The sequence below is a fragment of the Lentilactobacillus sp. SPB1-3 genome, assembly GCF_026913205.2.
GTDB lineage: Bacteria > Bacillota > Bacilli > Lactobacillales > Lactobacillaceae > Lentilactobacillus > Lentilactobacillus terminaliae.
In genome coordinates this window covers 1,770,989-1,795,106 of sequence record NZ_CP168151.1, presented here as the reverse complement: position 1 = coordinate 1,795,106, position 24,118 = coordinate 1,770,989, and the positions used below count along the sequence as shown (strand labels likewise).

Sequence of the window (24,118 nt, the reverse complement as noted above, 5' to 3'; positions counted from 1 at the left end):
TTATGATGCAAGTTAAAACAACGACTGACTTAACTAGTCAGACATATGATGATGCTAGAATGATTCGTAAAACTGTGTTTATTGAAGAGCAGGGAGTAGTTCCAGCTCTTGAGTTTGATGGCAGCGATGACAATGCTGTTCATTTTGTAGCCTACATTGACGGTAAACCTGCTGCGACTGCTAGAGGGACTCTAGAGGATCACCGCGTTCATATTCAACGGGTAGCTACTCTCAAGATTTATCGTGGCCAAGGAATCGCTAGAGAGGTTATTACAGCCGTCCTTGCCGCACCGGAGTTCGCCAGTGCCACTGAATTTTATTTAGGGGCTCAAGAAACGGCAATCGGTTTTTACGAAAAGCTGGGATTTGCGGTTACCTCAGAACCATTTGTAGAAGCTGGGATAAGGCATCGAATGATGGAACTTAAAAGATAGATAAATAAAAAGTACGTATGACCTTCCGTCATACGTACTTTTTATTATTTATTTAGTTGTTGTTAGATTATGTTAAATACTAGTCAAGGTCAGTAACGTGAGCTGAACCAACGTAGTGCCACCATGGTGCCTTAACGTTTTCAGTAATCACACCGCGGTTTTGAGCATCGATCATCTTACCGCCACCGATGTACATACCAACGTGTGAGATTGAGGCAGCGTTGCCACCAAAGAATACTAAATCACCTTTTTGAATGTTCTTGTAAGCAACATGTTTGTTGGTGTTGTATTGTGCTTGAGCAGTGCGGGCAATGGTAACACCTGCAGCTTGCTTGTAAACGTAGCTAGTGAATCCAGAACAATCAAATCCTGTAGGACCAGTTGCACCCCATATGTATGGTGAACCAAGTTTTGCTTTAGCTGTGTTGTAAACTTGTGAATAAGTAATAGTGTCATCCGTATCAGCCTTTGCTTTTGCACTGGCATCGATTTGGAAAGCACCTGCAGTTAATAATGTGAATAATGCTACTAGACTTAATAAAATGTTTTTATGTAATTTCATAATTTCTTCAACAACTCCTATTCGTATTTAACAATGAATAGAATACCAATAGAATGTTTCATAAGTGTGACAAAATAATATCAAAGCAGTTAAATGAATTTTTCAGATTGCAACATAGTTCACAATCATTTTAATGCAGCCTTTGTAAATGTTGATATAACAGCGTTTTACGCCGTAACAAAAACACTCCGTTTTTTGTAACAAAACGGAGTGTTTTCTAGTAAAAACTACTTATTTTTGATGATATTGTCTTTATTTGGCAAGGTTACCGCTAATTTTCCAAGCGAAACGATAATCATTGGTAACACAAAGTAGAAAGCTAAGGTCGTATAAATGACTATCAATGCGATTTCAATTAAGGCATTTGAAGCGCCAAATGTCAATGAGATGGCAATCGCTGCGACAACTAACAGAATGTAAAGAACGATGGTTCCATAGCTCTTAACAGTTGGAATTAACCAATCTAGTAACGGTAATTCCGTGTACCGTAGTGACAAACCTAAACTAATGATTTGCCATGATCCCATCGCGGTCAAGATGGCAACTGCAATAATTGGCACTTGCCAGTCAAATGAGTCTACATGGGCTATAAAATGCATCGTGATATAAGCTAATTGGAAGCCTGTAAATGCTGAAGCAACGAAAGCTGCGGTCCAGTAAAGTGGCTGTAAAATAGCTCGACTAAGGATGAAGACACTTAATAATAGTCCGATTATCATTACGGAAATGAAGATTACAAAGTTATTGTTCATTTTGGTTTCAACAGTCGATTCAACTACTGGTTCACCATCGATGGCCACATTTGCGTTAGCTAGCGAAGTTCCTTTAAGTTGTAATTTGATTTGTTGTTGTAACTGATCGACACGTTTACGATTATTACCATTATCGGTCGTCTTGTTGAAGACAACTTGTAACATCGTAGTCTTTTGATCTTGGCTAGCAAAGTTGGCTAATGATTGTTTGAAGTCATTCCCTTGTAATTGTTGCTTGGTAATGAAGTAAACATTAGCTGCTTGTGAGTTTTGCAGTCCATCAAGATAATCATAAATACTATTAAGTTGCGAGTTGGAAGCTACCACACTACGGTTGGCGACTTTTAACTGACGGTTAACTTCTTTGATTTGTTCACGGTAATTTTTCAAGTAAGTGTAATTGCTTTGACTAAAGCTTTGAATCGCTTGACCGGTGGTCACTAATTGATTTAGTCCTGATTGAACTGATTGCAGTTCCTGATTTAAGGAATTAATGCGGTTTTGATATTGGCGAATTCTTCTTGATGCACTTCGTCGTTCAGTTGGACTCACTGAACTAGTTGCTTGGCTGACCTGGTTTGACAAATTACTGCTTCGATTAACGATGCTGTTACTTCGCGCCACCATAGCCTGCATGGATTTGACTTGTTGTTGTAAGTTAGCCAAATCTAAGTTTTGGGCGTTAGCTTTGATTCCAAGAGATGCCTTAGTTAACTGGCCGGTTGCTTGCTTCGTATCAAAAGCAATAGCTTGTAACTGATTGGCGACGTAATACTTTTCGATTGGCATGCTACCGGGTTGAGTTAATGAATAAACTGAGTTAACGCTGTTAGTAGATTTTAACTTAGTTGTTAATGTATCGATGGTCCCAAGATCTTTTTCATTATTAAGCGGTGTCTTACTTTGAATATAGACCGTGACTGGAGTCGACATTCCAGGGGTGAAGTGAGCATCTAACGTTTGGGCACCCTTAATCGCTTGAGTTTGCTGTGTGAGATTGGTCATTGGTGAATAGTCTAGGCGGTTATTGAAGAAGTAAATAAAGGGTAGAGTCAGGTAAAGAACTAGTAATAAACTTGCAAAAGGTTGCCACATTGAGAAAGCAGCGGCTTTTTCGAAATACCTTGATTTACCAACTTTGCCAGTTGATACGCTAGGCCAAAAGATACTCTCACCCAAAGCAGCCATGAATACAGGCATCAATGTTAAGACTGCTAAAATCAAAATGACATATGCTAAAGCTAAGACATATAATGATTGGACCTCACTGAAGTTAATGAAGCTAGTGCAAGCAAAAATTAATGCTAGGACTAACCCCACGATAGTTACTGGGAAGCGAATATCCGCAATAGTTTGCTTGGTAGAATAGTGCGATTCCGGCTGATTTTTTAGTAATTCACCGAAGCGTCTGAGAATGTAAATATTCCAGATTGTTCCAATTACCAAGATAGCAATTCCAATTTCTAAGACTGAATATTCTGAGAATGGCCAATTAAAATGACTAGCTAAATGAAGACTTAGACTATAGGTAGTAACAAACGATGAGAATAAGACCACAAATGAAATTAGAGCGGCTAAAACCGAACGTAAGTAAATGCCGATGATTAATGTAGCGGCGATAAACAAGGCAATCAAACTGATTTGAGTTACTTGAGCTATCTTAGCGTTGTTAACGTCTCGAACAATTTGAGGACTAGTTATGTATGATTTAAGTCCAGCAATTTTGGCTTGTTCAGTCAATTGATCAGTTAGGACTCTTAGACTGTTTCCATTAGCAGCAATTTGGATGGTGGCGACTTCTGTGGATCCGTCTTTTGAAAGCATTGCGGGCTTTCCTTGTAGATTAGTGTTAATAGTAGTTATTTTTTTAATGTTGTAATATGATTGGTGCTTAATCAATGAGGCTAACTTATTGGTAATCTGCTGTTGCTGCTTATTGGTAATTTTTTTGTTGGGATTTTGATACACTAAATTCATAGTGATGGTATCTTTCAGGTTGTATCCCCAATTATCCCTGATTTTTTGCGCCTTTATCGGTTGAGAATTTGAAGCCAGTGGCGGTTCGTTATATTGCTGAATAGAATTAGTGATGTTGGGAGCTGAAATAATTGCAATTAAGACGGCTATTAACCATACTATTAGCGTAAATACGCGATTGTTATGTAAGTTTTTTATGATTTGCTTCATATTTAATCGGTCTCCTAGAATGTTTTTAAAAATAACTATAATATTAAGAATACCATTTAACACTAAAGCGCTTAAGTAAATTTTGATAATCGTTAACAAAATATCAATATTTGTTCGAAATTTTTTTGGAGGTGATCGGTTTTGTGTACGAGTGTCTTTCAAATTGGACAGCAAGATGGTGCCCATGTACTGGCTAGAACAATGGATTGGCCACGATTAGGAGCTAAACCAGTGGCAGTTCCCAGAAGTTTTCATTGGCAATCTGTATTTGATAACCATGAATTCATTAGTCAATATGCTGTTTTAGGTTCAGGTAGTCAACATGACCATGAAATTGATATTTCGGACGGCGTGAATGAATATGGTCTAGCAGTACAAAAGCTGACTTTTACCAATGGTTCAAATCTAACAGTCGAACCGACAAGTGATAAGGTTCATCTCGCACCATTTGAATTATCCTACTATCTATTATCGACATTTAAATCAGTTGAAGAAATTATTTCTCATATTGACCAAATTGAGTTGATGGCTGATAATTACAGCTTAACAAAGTATGGTCATTCAGAATTGCACTTCGCAGCTAGTGATTCCACAGGTCGAATAGTGGTTATCGAACCAGTTACGCAACCCATTGAAGTTATTGATAATCCTTTAGGAATCGTCACTAATTCTAATCACTTCCAACGCCAGATTGATCGACTAGGGGATTATGTTGATTTTACTAGTGATTTTAATAATCGGACCGTTCCATTGAATGCACCAAGGGTGACTACTGGTAAGGTGTCTGGCAAAATGACTCCTCCAGGTTCGTACACTCCTGGTTCTCGGTTTATTCGCGCTGCATATTTGAAGGAACGGATTGATCTACCTGACAATGAAGCAGACGCTGTTGATAATTGTTGGCATATTTTGGATTCAGTAAACGTTCCTAAGAGTAGTGAGCATCAACCAACTTATTCGGTTTACCGCGCTGCGGTGTGTTCTGAGAGTCGGACGCTTTACTATCAATCTTATTCGGAAAAACAAATCATCAAAATTAAGCTAACATCTGAAATGATTACGGCAGAAACACCACGATTTTTTGAGATCAATGATAAAATTAATTTTGTTGAAATGAATTAATATCACTTATCTGAGAGGGAGTTCGCGCATTGGGCATACTAGATAAATTATATGGACCATTTTTTGATGTTCATAATTGGGAAATGGTTATTACATCTTCAGCTGATTGGCTGATTATATTGTCGCTGGTGATTATTGAATGCTTATTATCAGTTGATAATGCTGTTGTCTTAGCTGCTCAGACCCAAGTCCTGCCAACTAAGAGTCAGCAGGAAAAGTCATTATTTTATGGCTTGTGGGGGGCATATATCTTCAGATTCTTAATTATTGGAATCGGAACATATCTCATCAACTTTTGGGAAATCAAGATTATCGGTGGTTTATACTTGTTATACCTGGTCTGGACGTATTTCCGGAAGACAAAAGTTGTTCATACTCGCAAATTGCGAAGTGGTGGTAAGCTTTCGCTATTTTGGTCAGTAGTTATTCAAATTGAATTTATGGATATCGTCTTTTCTATTGATTCGGTTTTGTCATCATTGGCGATCTCATCTAACCCAGTTATCGTTTTAATTGGAGGGATGATTGGAATTCTCGCAATGCGGGGTGTAGCTGAAGTGATTATGAAATTAATGGCTAAAATTCCTGAATTACAGACTATGGCATATATATTGATTGCGTTGATTGCGATTAAGTTGATGCTATCAATTCCTGCAATCGATATTGAAATTCCTGCCACTTGGTTTGGAATAATTGTGTTATTATCTATTGCAATTACTATTGCAATTCACTTTATTAGAAGGAGTCAGAATAAACATGAGCGTGACAATAACTCGGGACAATCTTAAGCAAGAAACAGACAATGAAATAACAGTGATTGATTTTTGGGCTCCTTGGTGTGGGCCTTGTAAGATAATGGATCCTGTTTTAGAAAATTTGGAAACTCAATATGATGGCCAGATTCATTTTGGTAAAATGAATGTCGATCAAAACCAGGATATTGCTGAACAATATAAGGTGATGAGTATTCCTAGCTTAGTAATCTTTAAAAATGGAAAGGCCACGGAAAAGGTTACTGGTGTTTACCCCAAGGAAAAATTAGCTTCCTATTTAGATAAAAAATTAGCTGAAGTAAAAGCAGCTAACTAAAATAACAGGCATCAGCTCTAAGAGTTGATGCCTGTTTTCTTTATTCATAAGGTTCAATACCATGTTCGGTAGCTTTTTTTTGTAATTCTTGATCTAATTTATCCAAGTTTTGCAGAGAGAATGTGAATAGCGGGCTGAATGGTTGATGCCTTTGAGGATTAGGGATGTCTTGGCTTTGCTTAATATCTGGTAACATCTCAGCAAGTTCATCTTTGGTCATATGTAACTGACGCGCATTGTATAGCATTCTTCTAAAGACGTAGTTTTTAAAGCAGAGGTAATAAATGATCAATGCAGCGGCAATGTACCAAAAAACGGTCCAAGTCACACCAATTCTGGATGGAGATAACAAATTAAATCCGAAAGTGATCGCAGCAAAAAGACAGTATGTTAAAATACCAGTAAGTGTCCATCTGGTTTTGTTTTTCATATAGGGGATACCTGCTTTCAGTTAAGTTTATTGATAATTATATATCATTAGTAATCACACAGATAGAGAGATGAATGGATTTGCAATATACAATCGAAACAGCTGTTCCAAATGATCATCATAAAATTGATGAGGTGATAGCCAAAGGATATGGTAACGGTAGTGAAAATCATGATGGTGATGAAATCGCGATGGTTAACCGCCTACGAGAATATGCCAAGTATCGTGATGATTTTGAAATAGTGGTTAAAACAACCAGTGGCGATATCTTAGGTCATGCGATGATGATTGAAGTGACCGTTGGCGATAACGCTAAACCATTTGGGATTACCTCAATTGTAGAACTAAGTGTTGTTCCAGAATATCAAGGTCAAGGAATTGGCCAACAGGTCTTGATGGAAATGGAATCTAGAGCTCGATTAGCTGGTTACGGAGCCATGAGTGCCGTTGACTTTAGTGATTTCTTTACTGAAAACGGGTATATCTTTGCTGATAATTTTAATATTCACTCAACTTTATCCATTAATTTAAATGCTAATTTAATTAAATTATTGCGTGATGGTGCTTTATATAATAAGGGTGGAAAAGTTTATTATCCACTTGAATTCTTTAAGGAACGGCAATTAGAAGTATAGTTGACTCTCAAAATTTTTAATGTTATTATCATAAACATATTAATGACGAATTCACATTTAAGTAGTTTGATTGTCTGGGCGTAAGAAAGCCGGTGGTTGATGCGAACCGGTCAGGGCAGTTAAACCAAATACCGTGGATGTCATTCGGAAAATAACTAGAACCGTTACCATCTAGTGAGTGAGCTAATTTATTTGGCTTAATTTGGGTGGTACCACGGATAATTAATTCGTCCCTACTGTAACTTTTGTTGCAGTAGGGACTTTTTTTATTCAAAAAACTAGTTAATAACATCCTGGAGGGATAGATATGGAAGAACAGACTCAATCGAAAGTGAGCCTCATGGAAGGTTCAATTATTTTAGTGGTTATGCTATTGATCATGGGATTTAGTGTTATCAAGCTAGCTTTATCTCCTGAAATTCCCATTTTATTGGTCATTTTTTTATTGATTTGTTGGGCTAAAGTTCGTCACTTTTCTTGGAGTTCAATAAATGATGGAATCGTGAATGGTATCCAAACAGGAATTATTCCAATCTTTATTTTCATCTTGATTGGAATCTTGATCAGTACTTGGATCGCCTCAGGGGTTATTCCATCCTTGATGGTTTTTGGTTTCCATTTGATTTCAGCTGAGTGGTTTTTACCTTCAGTATTTATTGTTTGTACAATTGTCGGCACGGCAATTGGTAGTGCCTTTACGGTTATCTCAACTGTTGGAATTGCCTTTATGGGTATGGGTATAACTATGGGCATGAATCCAGCAATGGTGGCTGGTGCTATTATTTCAGGTGCTATCTTTGGTGATAAAACTTCACCTTTATCAGATTCTACTAACCTAGCATCTGCCGTTGTTGACGCTGATTTGTTCGCACATATTAAAAACTTGATGTGGTCAACAATTCCCGCATGGCTAACTTCTTTCGTAGTTTTCATATTAATTGGCCAAAGTGGCAAGGCACTTTCTAGTCACTCCATCAATCAAACAGTTAATTCTTTAACTAGCCACTTTAGCGTTTCAGCTTGGGCATTCTTACCGATCGCTTTGATGTTCATTTGTGCTTGGATCAAGATTCCAGCAATCTTTACTTTGTTTATTAACATTGTGGTGGCAACAGGGATGCTATTCATTTCTGCACCAAAGACCAAAATTGCTGACGTAGTTAATATCATGAGTAATGGTTTTGTATCCCATACTGGTAATCAAGCAGTGGATGCACTATTAAGTCGTGGTGGAGTGGCCTCCATGATGGCCACAGTTAGTTTGATTATCTGTGCCTTAGCATTAGGTGGTCTTTTGATGAAGTTTGGAATCATTGATTCAATCATGATTCCATTGTCAAAACGCCTGAAATCAACTGGTTCATTGATTTTAGCTGTTATCTTAAGCGGAATTGGTGTGAACATCTTTGTTGGTGAACAATACCTTTCAGTAATTCTCCCAGGAAATGCCTTCAAAGCGACATTTGAAAGGGAAGGACTTGCTGCAGTTAGTTTGAGTCGTGCCTTGGAAGATGGAGGGACTGTAATCAACTACTTAATTCCTTGGGGAGTTGCCGGAGTTTTTGCCGCCAATGCATTAAAGGTTTCCACATTAAGTTATTTGCCTTTTGTAATCTTTAGTTTAGCTTCACCAATTTTTTCAATTTTAAGTGGTTACACTGGCATTGGAATTAAGCGAAGTGGTGACAAGGCGAAATAATGTGCCACTGTCGGTTTGAAAGTGGTACCACGGACCAATAATCACATCTTTTTTGTTGCAAATTGGTTACACACATGACAATTTAGCCTGTTTTTTTAACATTAGCGAAATTTTATAGTAATAATTATCCTATAGTATGTTGTCCGTTGTTCTTAAAAAATCAACTAACATCTAGTCATAGGAGTGTATATTTTGAAGAAATTATTTTCTATTATTTTCGCAGCGTTCGTTGCACTACTCTTCCTCGGAGGCTTCACCGCTGGAGAGGCAACTACCGTTACGGTTCAATCGGGCGATACCCTTGATGGGATTTCTAAAAGATTCGATGTTTCAGTAGATTCGATTAAAGAAGCCAATAATCTTGAAAGCAACTTGATTCAGGTAGGTCAAAAGCTCAATGTTCTTGCCGGTGTTAAGAAAACTGCAAAGTTAACTAATCAACAACCAGTTAAGAAAGCTCCAGTGTCAAAGCCAGCAACACCTAAGGTTAATACTTACAACCAAACAGCTGCAGTTTCTGTTAAGGTAGCTGATCAGCTTGCTCAACAAGCTGCAGATGGCTCACCAAAAGCTTGGATTGCTTATCATGAATCAAGAGGTTCATATGGTGTGACAAACGGTAAATATATTGGCAGATATCAATTAGATGCTGCATATTTGAAAGGTGATTTTTCACCAGCTAATCAAGAAAAGGTTGCTAACAATTACGTCAACAACCGGTACGGATCATGGAGCAACGCCAAGTCATTTTGGGAAGCTCATGGTTGGTACTAATAAGTAGAAATAATTAGTTTTATTTATATTAAAAAAATGGTTACGCAATTGTGCGTAACCATTTTTTGTACCTACATTTTTATTCGCCAATGCCAGTATCTTTGAAGGCTTGGTGCAAATTATCAGATATCTTGACGATACGAATTTTAAGAATGGAACCGATTAAGATTGCGATTCCAGACATGACTGTCAGGAAGAAGAAATCAACAGTAAGACTGGAAATATTAATACCACCTATAACCTCTCTGAAGGCACCCACACCATAAGTGAATGGGAATAGGGGCTGGATGATTCTGAAGAACAGTGGATTTAATTGAACTGGATACATGGCACCACTACCTGCCAGTTGTAATGCAATCATCATTACCATTAAGGCAGTACCAAGATTACCAAGCAACGATGAAGCAGTGTATATCATTGTTGAAAAAGTGATTGAAACAAACGCGCCAACGATATACATCATAAACATATTGGCGACATGTATGTGAAGGATAAACAGGGATGATGTAATGATAATAAATGTTTGGACTAATGACAAAGTCCAAAATAAGAACATCTTACCAAAATATTCTTCGTGGCGAGTAAAGGTTTTGAATCTACCCTTTCTCGGAATGGTGGTCTTTAAAACTGAAATTAACATTGTACAACCGACCCATACCGATATTGCCATATAACTTGGAGCAAAAGCTTCACCGAATGAAGCGACTCTATAAATTGATTCAGTTTTTACGTTGAACAAGCTAGTTAAGTTGCCAGCCATTAATTTTGGATTACTTTGAAGTATGCTCAGAATTTTAGCTATATCGCCATCGCTTGTTAATTTTAACTGGCTGCTAATTTTGTTAATCATGCCACGATTAGTGAGAAGCTGTTTGTATAGCTTATTAGCTGAATTAGCAATTAGTTTATTGCCGCTAATGGCATTGTCAAGAGCTTCATTGTTAAGCTGCTTAACGCGATTAAAACTGCCCAGAATGGTACTAGCTTGCTGAGAACTATGAATCATGCTGGCTACCGCACTGTCGATTGATCCGGTTGCACTATTAATAGAAGTGTTTAGGTTGGCATTAAGATCGCTATTGACTTTCTGATTAGTCCTGATAGCACGATTAATAGCGGATTGCACTGCATTGTTTGAACCGCCGACTGACGATTCCAGTGACCTAATTGCTGCTTCTTCAGAATTCAAATGACTGTTGGCGTTATTTAATTGCCGACTTAAGCTATTAATTTGTGGGTTATTACTACCAAGCGCATTAAGAAAAGCCGCCAATATTTTGGTTTGTGTTTTTAAAATATCTATCTCCGACTTTGCTGATTGAGATAGGCTTGCTACCCTGGAACGATTGTTTTGGTCAATTGCTCGACTTAATTGACTATAAAGTCGATTCAAACGTGATTGTCTGGTAGTTACTTGATTTATGTTATCCTTAACGTTGTCAGCAGCCGAGTTTAATGAGCTTCTAGCTGACTGTAACCCAGACCCGTTGATATCTGCGATAGTCTGTAGAGTATTATTACCTTGTGTTGCAGTATTGAATGCCTTTAGTTCAGACAAAGCAGCTGCCATTCCGGTTGCTGTATCACCAATTGTCGACAGAGAATTAGTGGCTAAATCCATTCCGTCATCCAATGAGATTATCAAATCTTTTAGTTGAAGAATGTTTGCTTGCTGATTTCCTAACTTATTTCCAGCTTTATTTAAATAGGAAAAGACAGTTTCGTTAATCTGATAAACGAATTTATTTTTTATTTCAGTGACTAATGTTTGGGCAGCCGTTTCGGTAATTTTAACTCCCATAGGACTGTTTTTGGTGTTAGTTTTAAGGACTACCTTAGCTCTTTGTGGGTTACCAGTAGTTACACTAGCTAGCTTAGATGAGAAATCCTTTGGAATGATAATTTCCGCGTAGTATTTTCCTTGCTTCAATCGATGTTCAGCAGTATTTTTGTCCACGAAACGCCAACCAACTTTATTATTGGATTTAAGTGTTTTGATAACTTGAGAACCGAAATTTAGTTTTTGGTTGTTTAATGTTGAGCCAGCATCTTGATTTACGACAGCAACTGGGATTTGACCGGTTTCCTTTGTACTATAAGGGTTCCAGATAGCACCAACATTAACCAACGTGTACAAACTTGGAAGCACACAGAGTGCAGTAATCGTGAGCAATGCTGCCTTATGTTTGAAAATCGCTTTTAAATCTCTTAAGTATATTGAGCGGATATTTTTGATCATTAATAAGAACCTCGGAATTCTAAACTATTAAAAAGGTATTGTTCAATTTACAAATGGGTTATATTATATAGTAATGCATACGTTAACTATTAACAAGCGCCGTCTAAGTTAGGTGCTAAACTAAAAATGAGGTGAACTATTTGAATAAGAAGCAAGTTATTAGAAATATCGCACTATTCTTTAGTATATTGATGGGAGTTATTAGTCTCTCAACCGTTTCAGTTGCTGCGAAGTCAAAAGGGGTCACTGTCATTCGTAATACTAAAATGGCAAAATCTAGTAATCGTGCCGTGAATGGTTACATGTATACGTCAGCTAAGTTAACGAAAAAGGCTCACAATGCAGATAACTATCCTACAACAACATTTTACACTTATCGTTCCGCAACTATTAGAAGAGCTAATGGTAATTCAGCTGTTTATTATTATGTTAAAAATGGTAACGGTAAGGTTAAGGGCTGGATTTGGCGTGGTAATCTCGTGCCATTACTGAATTTTAGCAAACAACGTTCAGAATTACGAAGAATTGTTTCATTGATTAATTCTATTTCATCAAAGAATCGTCAAAACGTGATTAAGTTGTTAGAGACCATTAATAATCATGATTCACTGTCCTCAGTTGTTAACAAACTGAATAGTCTTGCTAAGACCTTCAACAATTCTAGTGATGTCAAAAAAATCAAAGAAATTAACCAAATTTTACTTCAAGATGGTAAGCAGATTATTCAATTAACGCAATCGCTTATCAATAAAACTTATACAACCGTTACAAGTATCCACCAAGTCACTCAGCAGGTGGCTAACTTTATTCAGATGATTTTGAACCTGTTACCATAAAAGAAGTTTGAGGGACTATGTCAACTATTTTTAAACTATTAAAAAAAGACATTTCAAAAATAATCCACAGTAAACCGGTGTTAATCACTATCATGGCTTTCTGTCTGGTGCCAGCTTCCTACGCACTTTTAAACATTAAAGCATCATGGAATCCATATTCTACTGAAAATATTCGCCGATTGCCAATCGCGGTGGTCAACGATGATGAAGGTAGCTCTATTAACGGTAAGAATATGAATATTGGTAAGCAAATCATTGGTCAATTGAAAAAAAACCATGATGTTAAATGGGTAATTACTGACGATTGGGACGGCAATAATGGATTGGATCAGGGGAAATATTATGCCATGATCGAGATTCCCAGTGATTTTTCTGATCGTCTGGGATCACTGGCAAGTGATGCGCCGCAAAAGCCGACGGTTGTTTATAAATCTAACGAAAAGTTAAATCCGGCTGCAACTAAAATCACTAGTCAGGCTAAAGATACCCTGACGGAGCAAATTCGTAGTAGTTTTACCCAGCTAAGTGGTCGGATGATTTTAAAACAACTAAATAAAACCGGCATTGATGTTAGCGCCAATAAATCAAGAATTCTTGGAATTCGTGATTCACTTAATGATTCGATGGCTACTATTAGAAAGGCTGACAATCAACTCAAACGAGTGAATAAGAATTCTCAAGATGTGAAAAACTATTTGGCGACCGTTAAAAACGGTATACCGCGGGTTTCTAGTCAGATCAATGATCTAAGCAACGTCTTAACTCAGCAGCAAAATCTATTGAACACTGCCAAAAACAATGCTGATGCCACGAAGAATAGCGTCAATAACGCTTTGAATTCTGTGCAAAGTTCGACTGATTCGTTGCAATCAAATGTTAGTTCGCTTAATGCTGATAGTTCACCTAGTTTAATTAGAAGCCAAGTGGCAGCTACTAAAACCGCGGGTAATACGCTAATTAATGCCTTAAACGATGGAATAAGGGTATTTGATGTGGTTAACTCAATTATCCCTAACAGCCAAGCTAACCGATTAGTCATAGATTTTACGAATGCTAAGAAGAGCATAAAGCAACAACAAAGGTATTTGGATCAAGTTAGTGCTAAAAGTACTAGTCGTTCTTCTGTATCGAAACTACTTAAACGAATTAATCAGTTGAATGAACAGATTCAGAACAATTTAACTTCGGCAGCAGCTAGTGCTAGTTCTGCTACAGATAGCCTAGATGCAGTTGGAGATGCTGCAGATGGTAATTCATCAAGAAATGCTGAATTGATTGCTTCACTAAAGGAAATTATTCCTGAGTTAAAGGCATTACAAAGCGCAGGCAGTTCTATCAGTAGTTTGTCGATTAATCAAGTCAATTCAATCAGCACTAAGTTAAACGATATTAAAGCACAATTAAACGGTCTTGATCAGCAACTTAGCTTTATTAACAATAAGAATTTAAACAAATTAATAGGGCTGTTAGAAACTAGTCCAGATGTCTCCAACATTTTAGCAACTCCAATTAAGCTTCAAACTAAAGAGTTGTATAACATGGGTGTCTTTGGATATGGTGCCACTCCATTCTATACGGTTTTGTCGATTTGGATTGGTATTCTGTTATTAACAACTGTAGTTGCTTGGAGATATCCAGCTGGTAAGACTATGCGTGAAAATAAAATCTACTATTATCAGACCTATGGTGGAAAGTTCCTACTATATTTGAGTATCGCATTCACCCAGACGCTAATTACGTTAATTGGTGAGATATTATGGTTGGGAATTCGACCACGCAGTTTGCTCGCCTTTATGGGAATCGACTTCTTCACGGCATTTGTATTTACAATGATAATTTTTAGCTTAGTCTTTTCATTTGGTAACGTGGGTAAGGTGTTCGCGGTCCTGTTGATGATTCTACAAATCTTTGGGACTGGAGGGCTTTATCCGCTTGAAGTTATTCCGAATGGCCTAACTAACTTTGCTAAATTTTTGCCATTTACTTATGCGGTGAGTGCCTTTAGGGAATCAATTGCTGGCCCTGATTGGGAAATTTATTTTCATGACTTGTGGATTCTCTTTTTGATGGGAATTATTCTAGTTATTTTTACACCATTGATGCGAAGATTGTTCAGAAAACCTATTCATGAACTAGAAGTCGGCGTCGAAAAATCAGAATTATAATAAATTGAAAAAGGTTCTTCCCTCTACGGGAAGAACCTTTTTTGTGATTACATTTAGTCGCCATTCATAATAGAGTTTTTAACGATTACATAATCAACTTTAGTAATGTCACTTAACTGCTTGCCACCAGCATATGAGATGGATGATTGCAGATCTTCTTGCATTTCAGTTAAAGTGTCTGCCAAGTGACCGCGGTATGGTACTAACATCTGGCGACCCTCAACATTCCGATAAGCACCTTTTTGACGCTCAGAAGCCGATCCCCAGTATTGCTTGTATCTTTTACCGTCAATACTGATCAAGTTACCAGGTGTCTCCTCATGGCCAGCTAAAATGGAACCAATCATAACCATGGAGGCTCCGAAGCGAATTGATTTGGCAATGTCACCATTAAAGCGGATACCACCGTCTGCAATCATCGGCTTTTTAGCAGCTTTAGAGCACAGACGCAAAGCAGCTAATTGCCAACCTCCAGTTCCAAACCCAGTTTTGAGTTTAGTGATGCAGGCTTTACCAGGACCGATACCGATTTTAGTGGCATCAGCACCCGCGTTTTCGATTTCGCGAACCGCTTCAGGAGTCCCTAAGTTCCCAGCTATCAAGAAAGTTTCTGGTAACCGTTTCTTGATGTAATGGATCATATCAATAACAAAATCCGAATGCCCATGGGCAACATCAATGGTAATATACTCTGGATTTAAATTCTCAGCTACTAACTCGTCAATAAATTGATATTCAGCATCTTTGATACCCACACTGATTGATGCGTAAAGACCCATTGAGTGTAATTTTTTAACGAAATCAATTCGAGTTTCGGGTTGGAATCTGTGCATGATGTAAAAGTAGTCATTTTTGGCCATCCAAATTGCTAAGTCTTCGTTCATTACCGTTTCCATGTTGGCTGGAACAACTGGAATCTTGAACGTTTTCGGACCGAATTTGATTGAAGTATCGGCCTCATTTCTGCTCTTAATAATGCACTTTGCGGGTACTAATTGAATGTCTTCGTAGTCAAATGCTTCCATAGTTAGCTTCCTCCTGAATTAATTCCAAACGTTGTTAACGACATTAGTCTGATTACGATCTGGTCCAACTGAGAAAGTGGCGTATGAGACGTTCACCAACTCAGCGATTCGATTAAGGTAGTTTTGAGCATTTATGGGTAATTCCTCAAAAGTGTGACAATTAGTGATGTCTTCTTGCCAACCGGGAAGTTCTTCGTATACCGGTTCGCACATATCTAATTCACTTAGACTAGCTGGATAATGTTCAATAATCTCACCGTTTAGTTTATAGGCAGTACAGATTTTTAAAGTATCGATTCCTGAAAGTAGGTCTAGTGAATTTAATGCTAAGTGGGTAAAGCCACTAATTCGTGCAGAATGTCGTAACACTACGGTATCAAACCAACCAATTCTGCGGGGGCGGTGAGTTACGACACCATATTCATGACCAACTTCACGGATATGACTGCCGATTTCATCATGAAGTTCTGTTGGGAAAGGGCCTTCGCCAACGCGAGAGGTATATGCTTTACAGACCCCGATTACGTGATTAATTCGATTAGGACCCACGCCAGCACCAGCAGCAACACCAGCTGCACTAGCATTAGATGATGTAACGAATGGATAGGTTCCTTGGTCGATGTCCAGCATTGATCCTTGGGCACCTTCGAAAAGTACGTTTTGATTGTTATCTAAGGCACTGTTGATCATGTAAGAAGAATCAATTACATGGTCTTTGATGCGTTCAGCATATTGAATGTATTCTTCGTAAATCGCATCAAAGCTGAGCGGCTCAACACCATAGAGTTTAGTTAATAATTCATTTTTAATTGAGAGAGTGGTTTTTAATCGTTTGTAAAATTCATCTTTATCGATCAAATCAGCGATTCTAATGCCGATTCGTTCGTATTTATCCATGTATGCAGGTCCAATTCCCTTTTTAGTGGTACCGATTTTGTTACCACGATGCTCTTCTTGAAGCTCATCGAGTAGGATATGGTAAGGCATAATGACATGAGCACGGTTAGAAATTAGTAAGTTATCTACAGAAACACCGTGATCGATGAGGTAGTCCATTTCAGTAACTAATGATTTGGGATTGATAACCACACCATTACCGATGATTGAAGTTTTGTCCTTGTCAAAGATTCCTGATGGAATAAGTTGCAGGTGGAATTTTTCGTTGTTAAAGACAATGGTGTGTCCAGCATTATCGCCGCCTTGGTACCGTGCGGTAATGTCTGCATCTTGGCTAAAAAAGTCAGTGATTTTACCTTTTCCTTCGTCGCCCCATTGGCTTCCAACAATTACAATAGATGACATTTAAACACCTCTAAATTTTATTGCTGAGCAACTGACCCAGCAATTTATATGTTAGCAGGAGGAAATTAAATAATCAACCTCAAATATTTATAATTTCCATATCGTATCCATAAATCGTTCGTGTTTGTACGAAAAAATAAGAATATAATTTCTAATTTATGATGATATGTAGATAAAACATGAACGATATGTTAATATCAAGATATTAAGACTGCAAGAGGAAGGATTAACTATGATCGATAGATATTCGCGTCCAGAAATGAACCACATTTGGTCCCTTGAGAATCAGTATGCGGCTTGGCTGAAAGTCGAAATTGCCATTGATGAAGCATGGTCTAAGCTTGGACGGATCCCAGCAACCGACGTTGAAAAGATTAAGCAGAATGCCAAATTTGATGTTGATAAAATCGCAGATATTGAATCCGTGACTCACCATGATATCGTTGCATTCACTAGAAACGTTTCTGAATCACTTGGTGAAGAACGTAAATGGATCCATTATGGTGTCACCAGCACAGACGTTGTTGATACTGCTTATGGTGTGAGAATTAAGCAAGCGGATGCGATTATTCGCCAAGACATCGTTGATCTGATGGCCGTCATTAAAGACAAAGTCTATCAGTACAAAGATACCGTTATGATCGGTCGAACACATGGGGTTCAAGCAGAACCCACGACTTTTGGATTAAAACTTGCTCGTTGGTATTCGGAAATGAAACGGAACCAAGAACGGTTTGAAGCTGCTGCTAAGGAAGTCGAAGTCGGCCAAATTTCGGGAGCAGTTGGCACATTTGCGAACGTTCCACCATTTGTTGAGGAATATGTTTGCCAATCACTGGGAATTCGAAACCAAGAAATCACTTCTCAGATATTGCCGCGTGATTTACATGCCAACTACATTGCTACTTTGGCTTTGATTGCGACCGGTCTGGAAGAATTTGCGACTGAGATTCGCGGGTTGCAACGTTCTGAGATTCATGAGGTCGAAGAACATTTTAATCCCGGTCAAAAAGGTTCATCTGCGATGCCTCACAAACGCAATCCGATTGGTTCTGAAAACATCTGTGGGTTAGCCAGAGTTGTTCGGGGTCATGTGGTGACTGCATATGAGGATGTTGCGTTATGGCATGAAAGAGATATTTCTCATTCTTCAGCAGAGCGAGTCATCATTCCAGATACTCTAATGTTAGTTGACTATATGATTCACCGCTTCACTAAAATAATCGCTGATTTAGACGTTTTTCCAGAAACTATGAAGGAGAATATGAACCGAACCTATGGATTAATCTATAGCCAACGGGTTATGCTAAAACTGATCGATAGTGGTCTTACCAGAGAGGCCGCTTATGATCTAGTCCAGCCATTAACGGCCAAGGCTTGGGATGAACAGATTCAATTCATTGAATTGGTAACAGCTAGTCAGCCAATTACTGACCGGTTATCTCCAGAGGATATCGCTGATGCTTTTGACTATCATTATCATATTCGCAATGTCGATGAGATTTTAGAACGTGTTTTTAACTAAAAAATAACCGATTCTAGGTGTGCATAATTACCTAGAATCGGTTATTTTTTATAATAGTAATGAAAAACGGATAAGACATGGGGGTGTCTTATCCGTTTGATTAAGTATGTCTATTTTCTATATTCTGAGGGGAATATATCGATGCAACAAATTAATGGGGGGTTAGTTTGTTACGATATGGGGGAAAGAAGATGGATTTATAATTGATCATCTTCTCTATGATTTAAATAATACACAATAACTGTTAACAAACAACGATGAAAATATGTTTTTTTTGTGAAGATGATAATTGTTCAAAATTTGGGCACAAAAAAAGATAAGACACGGGGATGTCTTATCTTCAAGATACCTATATTCTAGGGGAAGAATATGAATATAAAAGTAATAAATTAAAGGGGGATTTAATTTATAACCACACAGATGCACATGTGCTTCTGTTTCATTAAAGGATGATATAGATTAAATGTTGCTTAACTATGAACGAATTGTGAAGATTTTGTGAATTTATGAAAATCAGACAAAAATATCTAATAGTGGTATATTTATGTAAGCGGTATACCTTTGGAGGTGTCAGCAATGAGCTTTCGTTCAAGAAGACTAATACATAAAATGAAAATTGAGCAATATAAAGCCAATATTTCTCATCTTTTTTTAATGCCTAACCAGAACCGTGATTGGTTAACCAACAAATCAGCAGAAAGTGTTGATGTTCAAGAAATTGATAATGGTCGTATCGTGACATTTAATGTCGTTGATGACCCGGGTAGCCAGCTGGTGTATTTTCATGGGGGCGCATTCACAGTACCACTGAATGACGATCAACTAGCGTTTGCGATTAATATAGCTAAAAAAACAAATTCTCAACTGAAAATCATTGATTTCCCCTTGTTATTGGCCCATAAAGCTAGTGAAATGATTGATTTTTGTATCAAAGCTTTTGATGAATGCATGCTGACGGATCTACCAATCAATATGCTTGGTGACTCTGCCGGTGCCTATTTAATGCTCCAAGTAGCTAGTCGTCGTTCTGTTTGGATTGATAAAACTATCATCATCTCTCCGTGGATTGATTTAACATTGACCAATTTGGCCGTTCAAAAACGTGATGATGCCGATGTCTTTTTGGAATTAGACGTTTTACAAACCATTGGCCAGCAATTTATTGATGGCTTGGATAAAGGCGACACAGTTGATTTGTTTGACCCAAATAATTTAACTGGGCTCAATGTCATTTTGTTTTATGGTGCTAACGAGATGCTGGTTCCAGATAATGAACGATTTGTTGCTACGTTAAGGCAAGCAGCTAAAACTAGTGTCACAGTCGTGGAATTTTCTGAGGCCTTTCATGAATATATTTTATGGCACGCATTACGGGAAACAAAGCAAACTAACAAGCAAGTAACTAAATTTATCGCTAATAAATAAGTGGACCAGCTTTTAACTGGCCCACTTTTTAGTATCTACAGATCAATATGATGTTTCAGCTTGGTGAATGCATGGGTATCAGCCCACCCCATCATTGCTCCTTGAAACAGGAGGGCGAAGATGGTCCCAAATCCGACGGCATATGTTTTTCCGGCTAACCAGTAACAGGTTAAAATCACTAATACTGGTGGCAGGTAACTGACCCATTGAGAAAGAACTGGATTGCCATGAATATACTTGAACCTGATGATGTAGGTCAAATCATCATTTGGGTGCATGAATAAATTCGCCCGGGAGTACAGTGAGACCGCCACTGCAACCATGAACAGTCCCAGAACGTCTAAGCAAATTCGAATCGCAAAATCATATGTTGGAACTCCTAATTCCTTGAAGATAAATTGAAATAACGCGATTAAGTACGAAAATGGTACCGTAAAGATTAAATTGGAAAAGAATCTTCTCCGGTCAAACGTTCCTAAGAGCAGCTGATTGAGTAATGTCACGACTACCCCATAAATAAACAGAGTGGTACCTAATGATACAGCTGTTAAATTTGACAAATTCACTGCAGAAGCAGTCCAAACAGCACTCCCTAGATTCGTTGAGATTGCCAGCGCATTCCCTGCTGAATTAATGATTAGGGATAATCCAAGATAATAAAGTCGTTGATTAAGATCTTTGGTTTTTGCCATTGATTACTTCTCCAGTATTGCAAGTTTTGATCATTGAAGAACCGTTACTGACTTCACTTTATCAAGTGAAAGTTTGGTAATCTGGTTAGCTGGTCCTTTGATGAATAATTCGTTATTTTGAACCCCAACTACAAGCCCTGATAAATGACGATTGGTTAGTTCAATGGATACCATTTGTTGATGTAAGTAAGCATCCATAAGCTGACTTGTGAGTCGAGAAGAAGTTGAATTCATTCTTATCACCTCGATAGTTAATAAGTATTAAGTATAGTCTTTTCAGGCTTAAAGTAAATAATTCAGCCAATTTGATAAATAAATGATATAAAGCGTTAACATTTTTGCCAAATAAGACTAAAGTAAAGAAAGAATATGTTGTGGGAGGCTTTATTATGACTGAACGTCAAATGATTCAAGAAATTTTAAATACCGTTGATGTTTTATATGAATTCGAAAATACCGACGATGATAACAAAGAGTATTCAATTTTAATTCACCGCCAAGATGGGGATGTACGGCCACTCGATGAAATTAATTCAGAAATTAAGAAATATTTTGAAGAGGCCGATTATAGTTACAACGAGACTTTGAATCCTAGTGATGATACTGATATCTCAATTCTTGTCAAAAGATAATTGGTATAGTCAACTGATTGTTTAAACAATAGGCGTTTGTACCTTAGAATGTACTGTGGTATAGTTCATAGTGTGTTTTATGTGTGTAAACGCTTATTTTCTGTCTTAAGACCTACTATGTATGGTATTATTCATTATTAAGACGACAGATAATGTTTGGAGGGGGAAAGCGGATGTCAGCTTTAACTGATAAAAATAAATATGTACTATCTATTGACCAAGGTACTACTAGTACACGGGCAATGATTTTTGACCAAAGTGGTCGGAAAGTTATTGAAGCCTTCAAACCGGTTGAGCAAATTATTCCTCAAAGCGGTTGGGTTGAAACTGACCCTAATGAAATCTGGACATCAGTGTTGAACGTGATTTCTTCAGCGTTCATTGATGCGGGGATTCATCCAGAAGATTTAGCTGGAATTGGCATAGTTAACCAACGTGAAACTACTATTATATGGGATAAAGAAACTGGTGAGCCAATTTACAATGCGATTGGTTGGCAATCAAAGCAGACTGCTAAGCTCGCCCAAAAGCTAAAAGACGACGGTTACAGTAATCTATTCCACAAGAAAACTGGCTTGATTATCGATTCATACTTTTCAGCAACCAAAGTTCGTTGGATTTTAGATCATGTAGATGGAGCCCAAGAAAGAGCCGAGAAGGGCGAATTATTATTTGGAACCGTTGACACTTGGCTAGTGTGGAAATTAACTGGTGGTAAGCTTCACGTGACTGACATTTCTAATGCTAGTCGTACGATGATGTTCAACATCCACGCCTTACGGTGGGATGAAGATATTTTAAAACTACTGAATGTTCCTAAGCAGATGCTACCAGAAGTTAAAACTTCCAGTGAGGTTTATGGTGTCACTGAAAACTTCCAATTCTATGGTATTGAAGTTCCTATCGCCGGAATTGCCGGAGACCAGCAGGCAGCTTTGATCGGTCAGTTGGCGTTTGAACCAGGGATGGTTAAAAACACCTATGGTGATGGTGCATTTATCATGATGAATACAGGTGAGAAGCCAGAATTATCAGATGATAACTTGTTAACGACCATTGCTTATGACATTAACGGTCATTTGAACTACGCCTTGGAAGGTTCTATTTTTGCTGCCGGAACAGCTATGAGTTGGCTGGCTGACAGTATGGGATTGATTGACAATGTTCCTGAATCACGTCAAGCAGCCATGAATTCAAGCGATGACGATGAAGTGTATGTCGTTCCAGCGTTTAATGGTTTGGGGGCTCCTTTCTGGGATCAAAATGTCCGGGGATCTGTTTTTGGATTGACCAGAGGAACCACTAAAAATGATTTCGTCAAAGCGACATTGCAATCAATTGCTTACGGTACGAAGGACATTATCGATACCATGGAAAAAGATACGGGGATGAAGATTCCTAGCCTAATGGCAGATGGGGGCTCTTCACGGAATAGCTATTTAATGCAATTCCAAGCCGACATCTTGAATATTCCAATTCAAAGAGCCCAGGATGAAGATACCACTGCATTTGGTGCTGCGGTCTTAGCCGGACTCGCTGTCGGGTACTGGGATAGCGTTGATGAGATTAAAGAACAAATGGAAACTGGTCGTCGATTCGATCCAAACATGGATGATAAGCGACGAATTAAATTATATAGTGGCTGGCAACAAGCAGTGAATGCTGCCAGGTCATTCAAGGTTGATTAATCAGTAATTAAATGAAACTGTCATTGGCTTCTTACAAAGCTAATGGCAGTTTTTTTGTGCACTAAAATAAAATAGGTTGACTTATTACTTTCGTACATGTATGGTTAATTACATAAGTAACAAACCAACATGGAGGTCAATTAGATGACAAATAAAATATTAACTACAAACAATGTTCATAAAACTTATGGTGAAAAAACTGAAAAACCATATGAAGCACTTAAGGGAATTACCTTTGACGCTGACGAAGGAGAATTTGTTGGTATCATGGGAGCCTCTGGTTCTGGTAAGACCACGTTATTAAATATCTTAGCCACTCTAGATCAACCAACTAGCGGCCAAGTTGAAATCGGCGGTCAAGATGTTACTAAATTATCAGCTAATCAAATGGCTGATTTTAGATCACAACAACTAGGATTTATCTTTCAAGACTTTAACTTGATTGAAACCTTGACCGTCAGTGAAAATATCGGATTACCATTATCACTTCAAGGTGCCAAACCTAAGCAAATCCAATTAGCTATTGAAATGTCAGCTAAGAAATTAAACATTGATGACCTACTAACTAAGTTTCCAAATCAACTATCTGGTGGTCAAAAACAACGAGTGGCTGCTGCCAGAGCATTGGTAGCTGATCCTAAAATCGTCTTTGGTGATGAACCAACAGGAGCGCTTGATTCTAACAATGCCCGTGAACTAATGGAAACTTTACAACATATCAACGAACAAGGTGTTTCGATTTTGATGGTAACGCATGATCCGTTCTCAGCAAGTTTCTGCCAGCGCATTCTATTCATTAGAGATGGTCAGATTGGTGAAGAGCTAAAGGCTGGGGGTCGTGATCGTCAAGAATTCTATCGTGAAATTCTTGAAAAATTAGGAACGTTTGAACAATAAGCGTAAGG

General features: G+C 38.0%; 22 protein-coding genes. 14 read left to right on the top strand and 8 right to left on the bottom strand.

The window, feature by feature from the left end:
* The first annotated feature begins 5 nt into the window (after window positions 1-5).
* A complete protein-coding gene (locus tag O0236_RS09515; protein ID WP_268913380.1) occupies window positions 6-434 on the top strand; it encodes a GNAT family N-acetyltransferase in 429 nt (142 codons plus the stop codon).
* A 79-nt stretch (window positions 435-513) separates the two neighbouring features.
* On the opposite strand, the gene O0236_RS09510 is transcribed toward O0236_RS09515, so the two are convergent.
* Together O0236_RS09510 and O0236_RS09505 are read right to left on the bottom strand one after the other, a co-directional pair.
* Entirely contained in the window at window positions 514-996 is a 483-nt protein-coding gene (locus O0236_RS09510) for a C40 family peptidase (protein ID WP_268913379.1), read from the bottom strand.
* 227 nt (window positions 997-1,223) lie between these two features.
* Window positions 1,224-3,935: an MMPL family transporter gene (locus O0236_RS09505; protein WP_268913378.1), complete on the bottom strand. Its 2,712-nt coding sequence runs from the start codon at window positions 3,933-3,935 to the stop codon at window positions 1,224-1,226.
* 141 nt (window positions 3,936-4,076) lie between these two features.
* On the opposite strand from O0236_RS09505, the gene O0236_RS09500 reads away from it, so the two are divergent.
* From O0236_RS09500 to trxA, 3 genes are all read left to right on the top strand, one after another.
* Window positions 4,077-5,057, top strand: a complete 981-nt coding sequence (locus tag O0236_RS09500; RefSeq protein ID WP_268913377.1) for a linear amide C-N hydrolase — start codon at window positions 4,077-4,079, stop codon at window positions 5,055-5,057.
* A gap of 83 nt (window positions 5,058-5,140) precedes the next feature.
* Entirely contained in the window at window positions 5,141-5,845 is a 705-nt protein-coding gene (locus tag O0236_RS09495) for a TerC family protein (protein ID WP_268913495.1), read from the top strand.
* The gene (gene trxA, locus O0236_RS09490; protein WP_268913376.1) at window positions 5,814-6,146 is read left to right on the top strand and encodes a thioredoxin; all 333 of its coding nucleotides are present in this window, start codon (window positions 5,814-5,816) and stop codon (window positions 6,144-6,146) included. Before O0236_RS09495 ends, trxA begins: the two co-directional genes overlap by 32 nt.
* A 40-nt stretch (window positions 6,147-6,186) precedes the next feature.
* Here trxA and O0236_RS09485 read toward each other — a convergent pair whose 3' ends face one another.
* Complete coding sequence (locus O0236_RS09485) at window positions 6,187-6,576, bottom strand: hypothetical protein (protein WP_268913375.1); 390 nt, start codon at window positions 6,574-6,576, stop codon at window positions 6,187-6,189.
* Window positions 6,577-6,650: 74 nt separating this feature from the next.
* On the opposite strand from O0236_RS09485, the gene O0236_RS09480 reads away from it, so the two are divergent.
* The 3 genes from O0236_RS09480 to O0236_RS09470 all read left to right on the top strand — a co-directional run bounded on the left by O0236_RS09480 (window position 6,651) and on the right by O0236_RS09470 (window position 9,684).
* The gene (locus tag O0236_RS09480; protein ID WP_268913374.1) at window positions 6,651-7,211 is read left to right on the top strand and encodes a GNAT family N-acetyltransferase; all 561 of its coding nucleotides are present in this window, start codon (window positions 6,651-6,653) and stop codon (window positions 7,209-7,211) included.
* 307 nt (window positions 7,212-7,518) lie between these two features.
* The gene (gene nhaC / locus O0236_RS09475; RefSeq protein WP_268913373.1) at window positions 7,519-8,910 is read left to right on the top strand and encodes a Na+/H+ antiporter NhaC; all 1,392 of its coding nucleotides are present in this window, start codon (window positions 7,519-7,521) and stop codon (window positions 8,908-8,910) included.
* Between the two features lie 192 nt (window positions 8,911-9,102).
* Window positions 9,103-9,684: a LysM peptidoglycan-binding domain-containing protein gene (locus O0236_RS09470; RefSeq protein ID WP_268913372.1), complete on the top strand. Its 582-nt coding sequence runs from the start codon at window positions 9,103-9,105 to the stop codon at window positions 9,682-9,684.
* 79 nt (window positions 9,685-9,763) lie between these two features.
* On the opposite strand, the gene O0236_RS09465 is transcribed toward O0236_RS09470, so the two are convergent.
* On the bottom strand, window positions 9,764-11,923 hold the full coding sequence (locus O0236_RS09465; RefSeq protein ID WP_268913371.1) for a YhgE/Pip domain-containing protein: 2,160 nt from the start codon (window positions 11,921-11,923) through the stop codon (window positions 9,764-9,766).
* A 140-nt stretch (window positions 11,924-12,063) separates the two neighbouring features.
* Here O0236_RS09465 and O0236_RS09460 point away from each other — a divergent pair, with 140 nt between their 5' ends.
* Both O0236_RS09460 and O0236_RS09455 read left to right on the top strand, forming a co-directional pair.
* Entirely contained in the window at window positions 12,064-12,759 is a 696-nt protein-coding gene (locus O0236_RS09460; RefSeq protein ID WP_268913370.1) for a D-alanyl-D-alanine carboxypeptidase, read from the top strand.
* A gap of 17 nt (window positions 12,760-12,776) precedes the next feature.
* Window positions 12,777-14,924 (top strand): YhgE/Pip domain-containing protein, encoded by a 2,148-nt coding sequence (locus tag O0236_RS09455; protein ID WP_268913369.1) that lies wholly within the window; start codon window positions 12,777-12,779, stop codon window positions 14,922-14,924.
* Window positions 14,925-14,977: 53 nt separating this feature from the next.
* Here O0236_RS09455 and O0236_RS09450 read toward each other — a convergent pair whose 3' ends face one another.
* Both O0236_RS09450 and O0236_RS09445 read right to left on the bottom strand, forming a co-directional pair.
* Window positions 14,978-15,949 (bottom strand): GMP reductase, encoded by a 972-nt coding sequence (locus O0236_RS09450; protein ID WP_268913368.1) that lies wholly within the window; start codon window positions 15,947-15,949, stop codon window positions 14,978-14,980.
* A gap of 18 nt (window positions 15,950-15,967) precedes the next feature.
* The gene (locus O0236_RS09445; RefSeq protein WP_268913367.1) at window positions 15,968-17,251 is read right to left on the bottom strand and encodes an adenylosuccinate synthase; all 1,284 of its coding nucleotides are present in this window, start codon (window positions 17,249-17,251) and stop codon (window positions 15,968-15,970) included.
* A 232-nt stretch (window positions 17,252-17,483) separates the two neighbouring features.
* On the opposite strand from O0236_RS09445, the gene purB reads away from it, so the two are divergent.
* Window positions 17,484-18,776: an adenylosuccinate lyase gene (purB, locus tag O0236_RS09440; RefSeq protein ID WP_268913366.1), complete on the top strand. Its 1,293-nt coding sequence runs from the start codon at window positions 17,484-17,486 to the stop codon at window positions 18,774-18,776.
* 576 nt (window positions 18,777-19,352) lie between these two features.
* Window positions 19,353-20,201: an alpha/beta hydrolase fold domain-containing protein gene (locus O0236_RS09435; protein WP_268913365.1), complete on the top strand. Its 849-nt coding sequence runs from the start codon at window positions 19,353-19,355 to the stop codon at window positions 20,199-20,201.
* Between the two features lie 35 nt (window positions 20,202-20,236).
* On the opposite strand, the gene O0236_RS09430 is transcribed toward O0236_RS09435, so the two are convergent.
* Both O0236_RS09430 and O0236_RS09425 read right to left on the bottom strand, forming a co-directional pair.
* Complete coding sequence (locus O0236_RS09430) at window positions 20,237-20,893, bottom strand: YczE/YyaS/YitT family protein (protein WP_268913364.1); 657 nt, start codon at window positions 20,891-20,893, stop codon at window positions 20,237-20,239.
* A gap of 30 nt (window positions 20,894-20,923) precedes the next feature.
* The gene (locus O0236_RS09425) at window positions 20,924-21,127 is read right to left on the bottom strand and encodes a hypothetical protein (RefSeq protein WP_268913363.1); all 204 of its coding nucleotides are present in this window, start codon (window positions 21,125-21,127) and stop codon (window positions 20,924-20,926) included.
* Between the two features lie 155 nt (window positions 21,128-21,282).
* Between O0236_RS09425 and O0236_RS09420 the strand changes: the two genes are divergently transcribed.
* From O0236_RS09420 to O0236_RS09410, 3 genes are all read left to right on the top strand, one after another.
* Window positions 21,283-21,525 carry a hypothetical protein gene (locus O0236_RS09420; protein ID WP_268913362.1) on the top strand — a complete coding sequence of 81 codons (243 nt, stop codon included), beginning with the start codon at window positions 21,283-21,285 and terminating at the stop codon, window positions 21,523-21,525.
* A 173-nt stretch (window positions 21,526-21,698) separates the two neighbouring features.
* Window positions 21,699-23,213 carry a glycerol kinase GlpK gene (gene glpK / locus O0236_RS09415; protein ID WP_268913361.1) on the top strand — a complete coding sequence of 505 codons (1,515 nt, stop codon included), beginning with the start codon at window positions 21,699-21,701 and terminating at the stop codon, window positions 23,211-23,213.
* A 144-nt stretch (window positions 23,214-23,357) separates the two neighbouring features.
* Window positions 23,358-24,110 (top strand): ABC transporter ATP-binding protein, encoded by a 753-nt coding sequence (locus O0236_RS09410; RefSeq protein WP_268913360.1) that lies wholly within the window; start codon window positions 23,358-23,360, stop codon window positions 24,108-24,110.
* Window positions 24,111-24,118 lie beyond the last annotated feature (8 nt).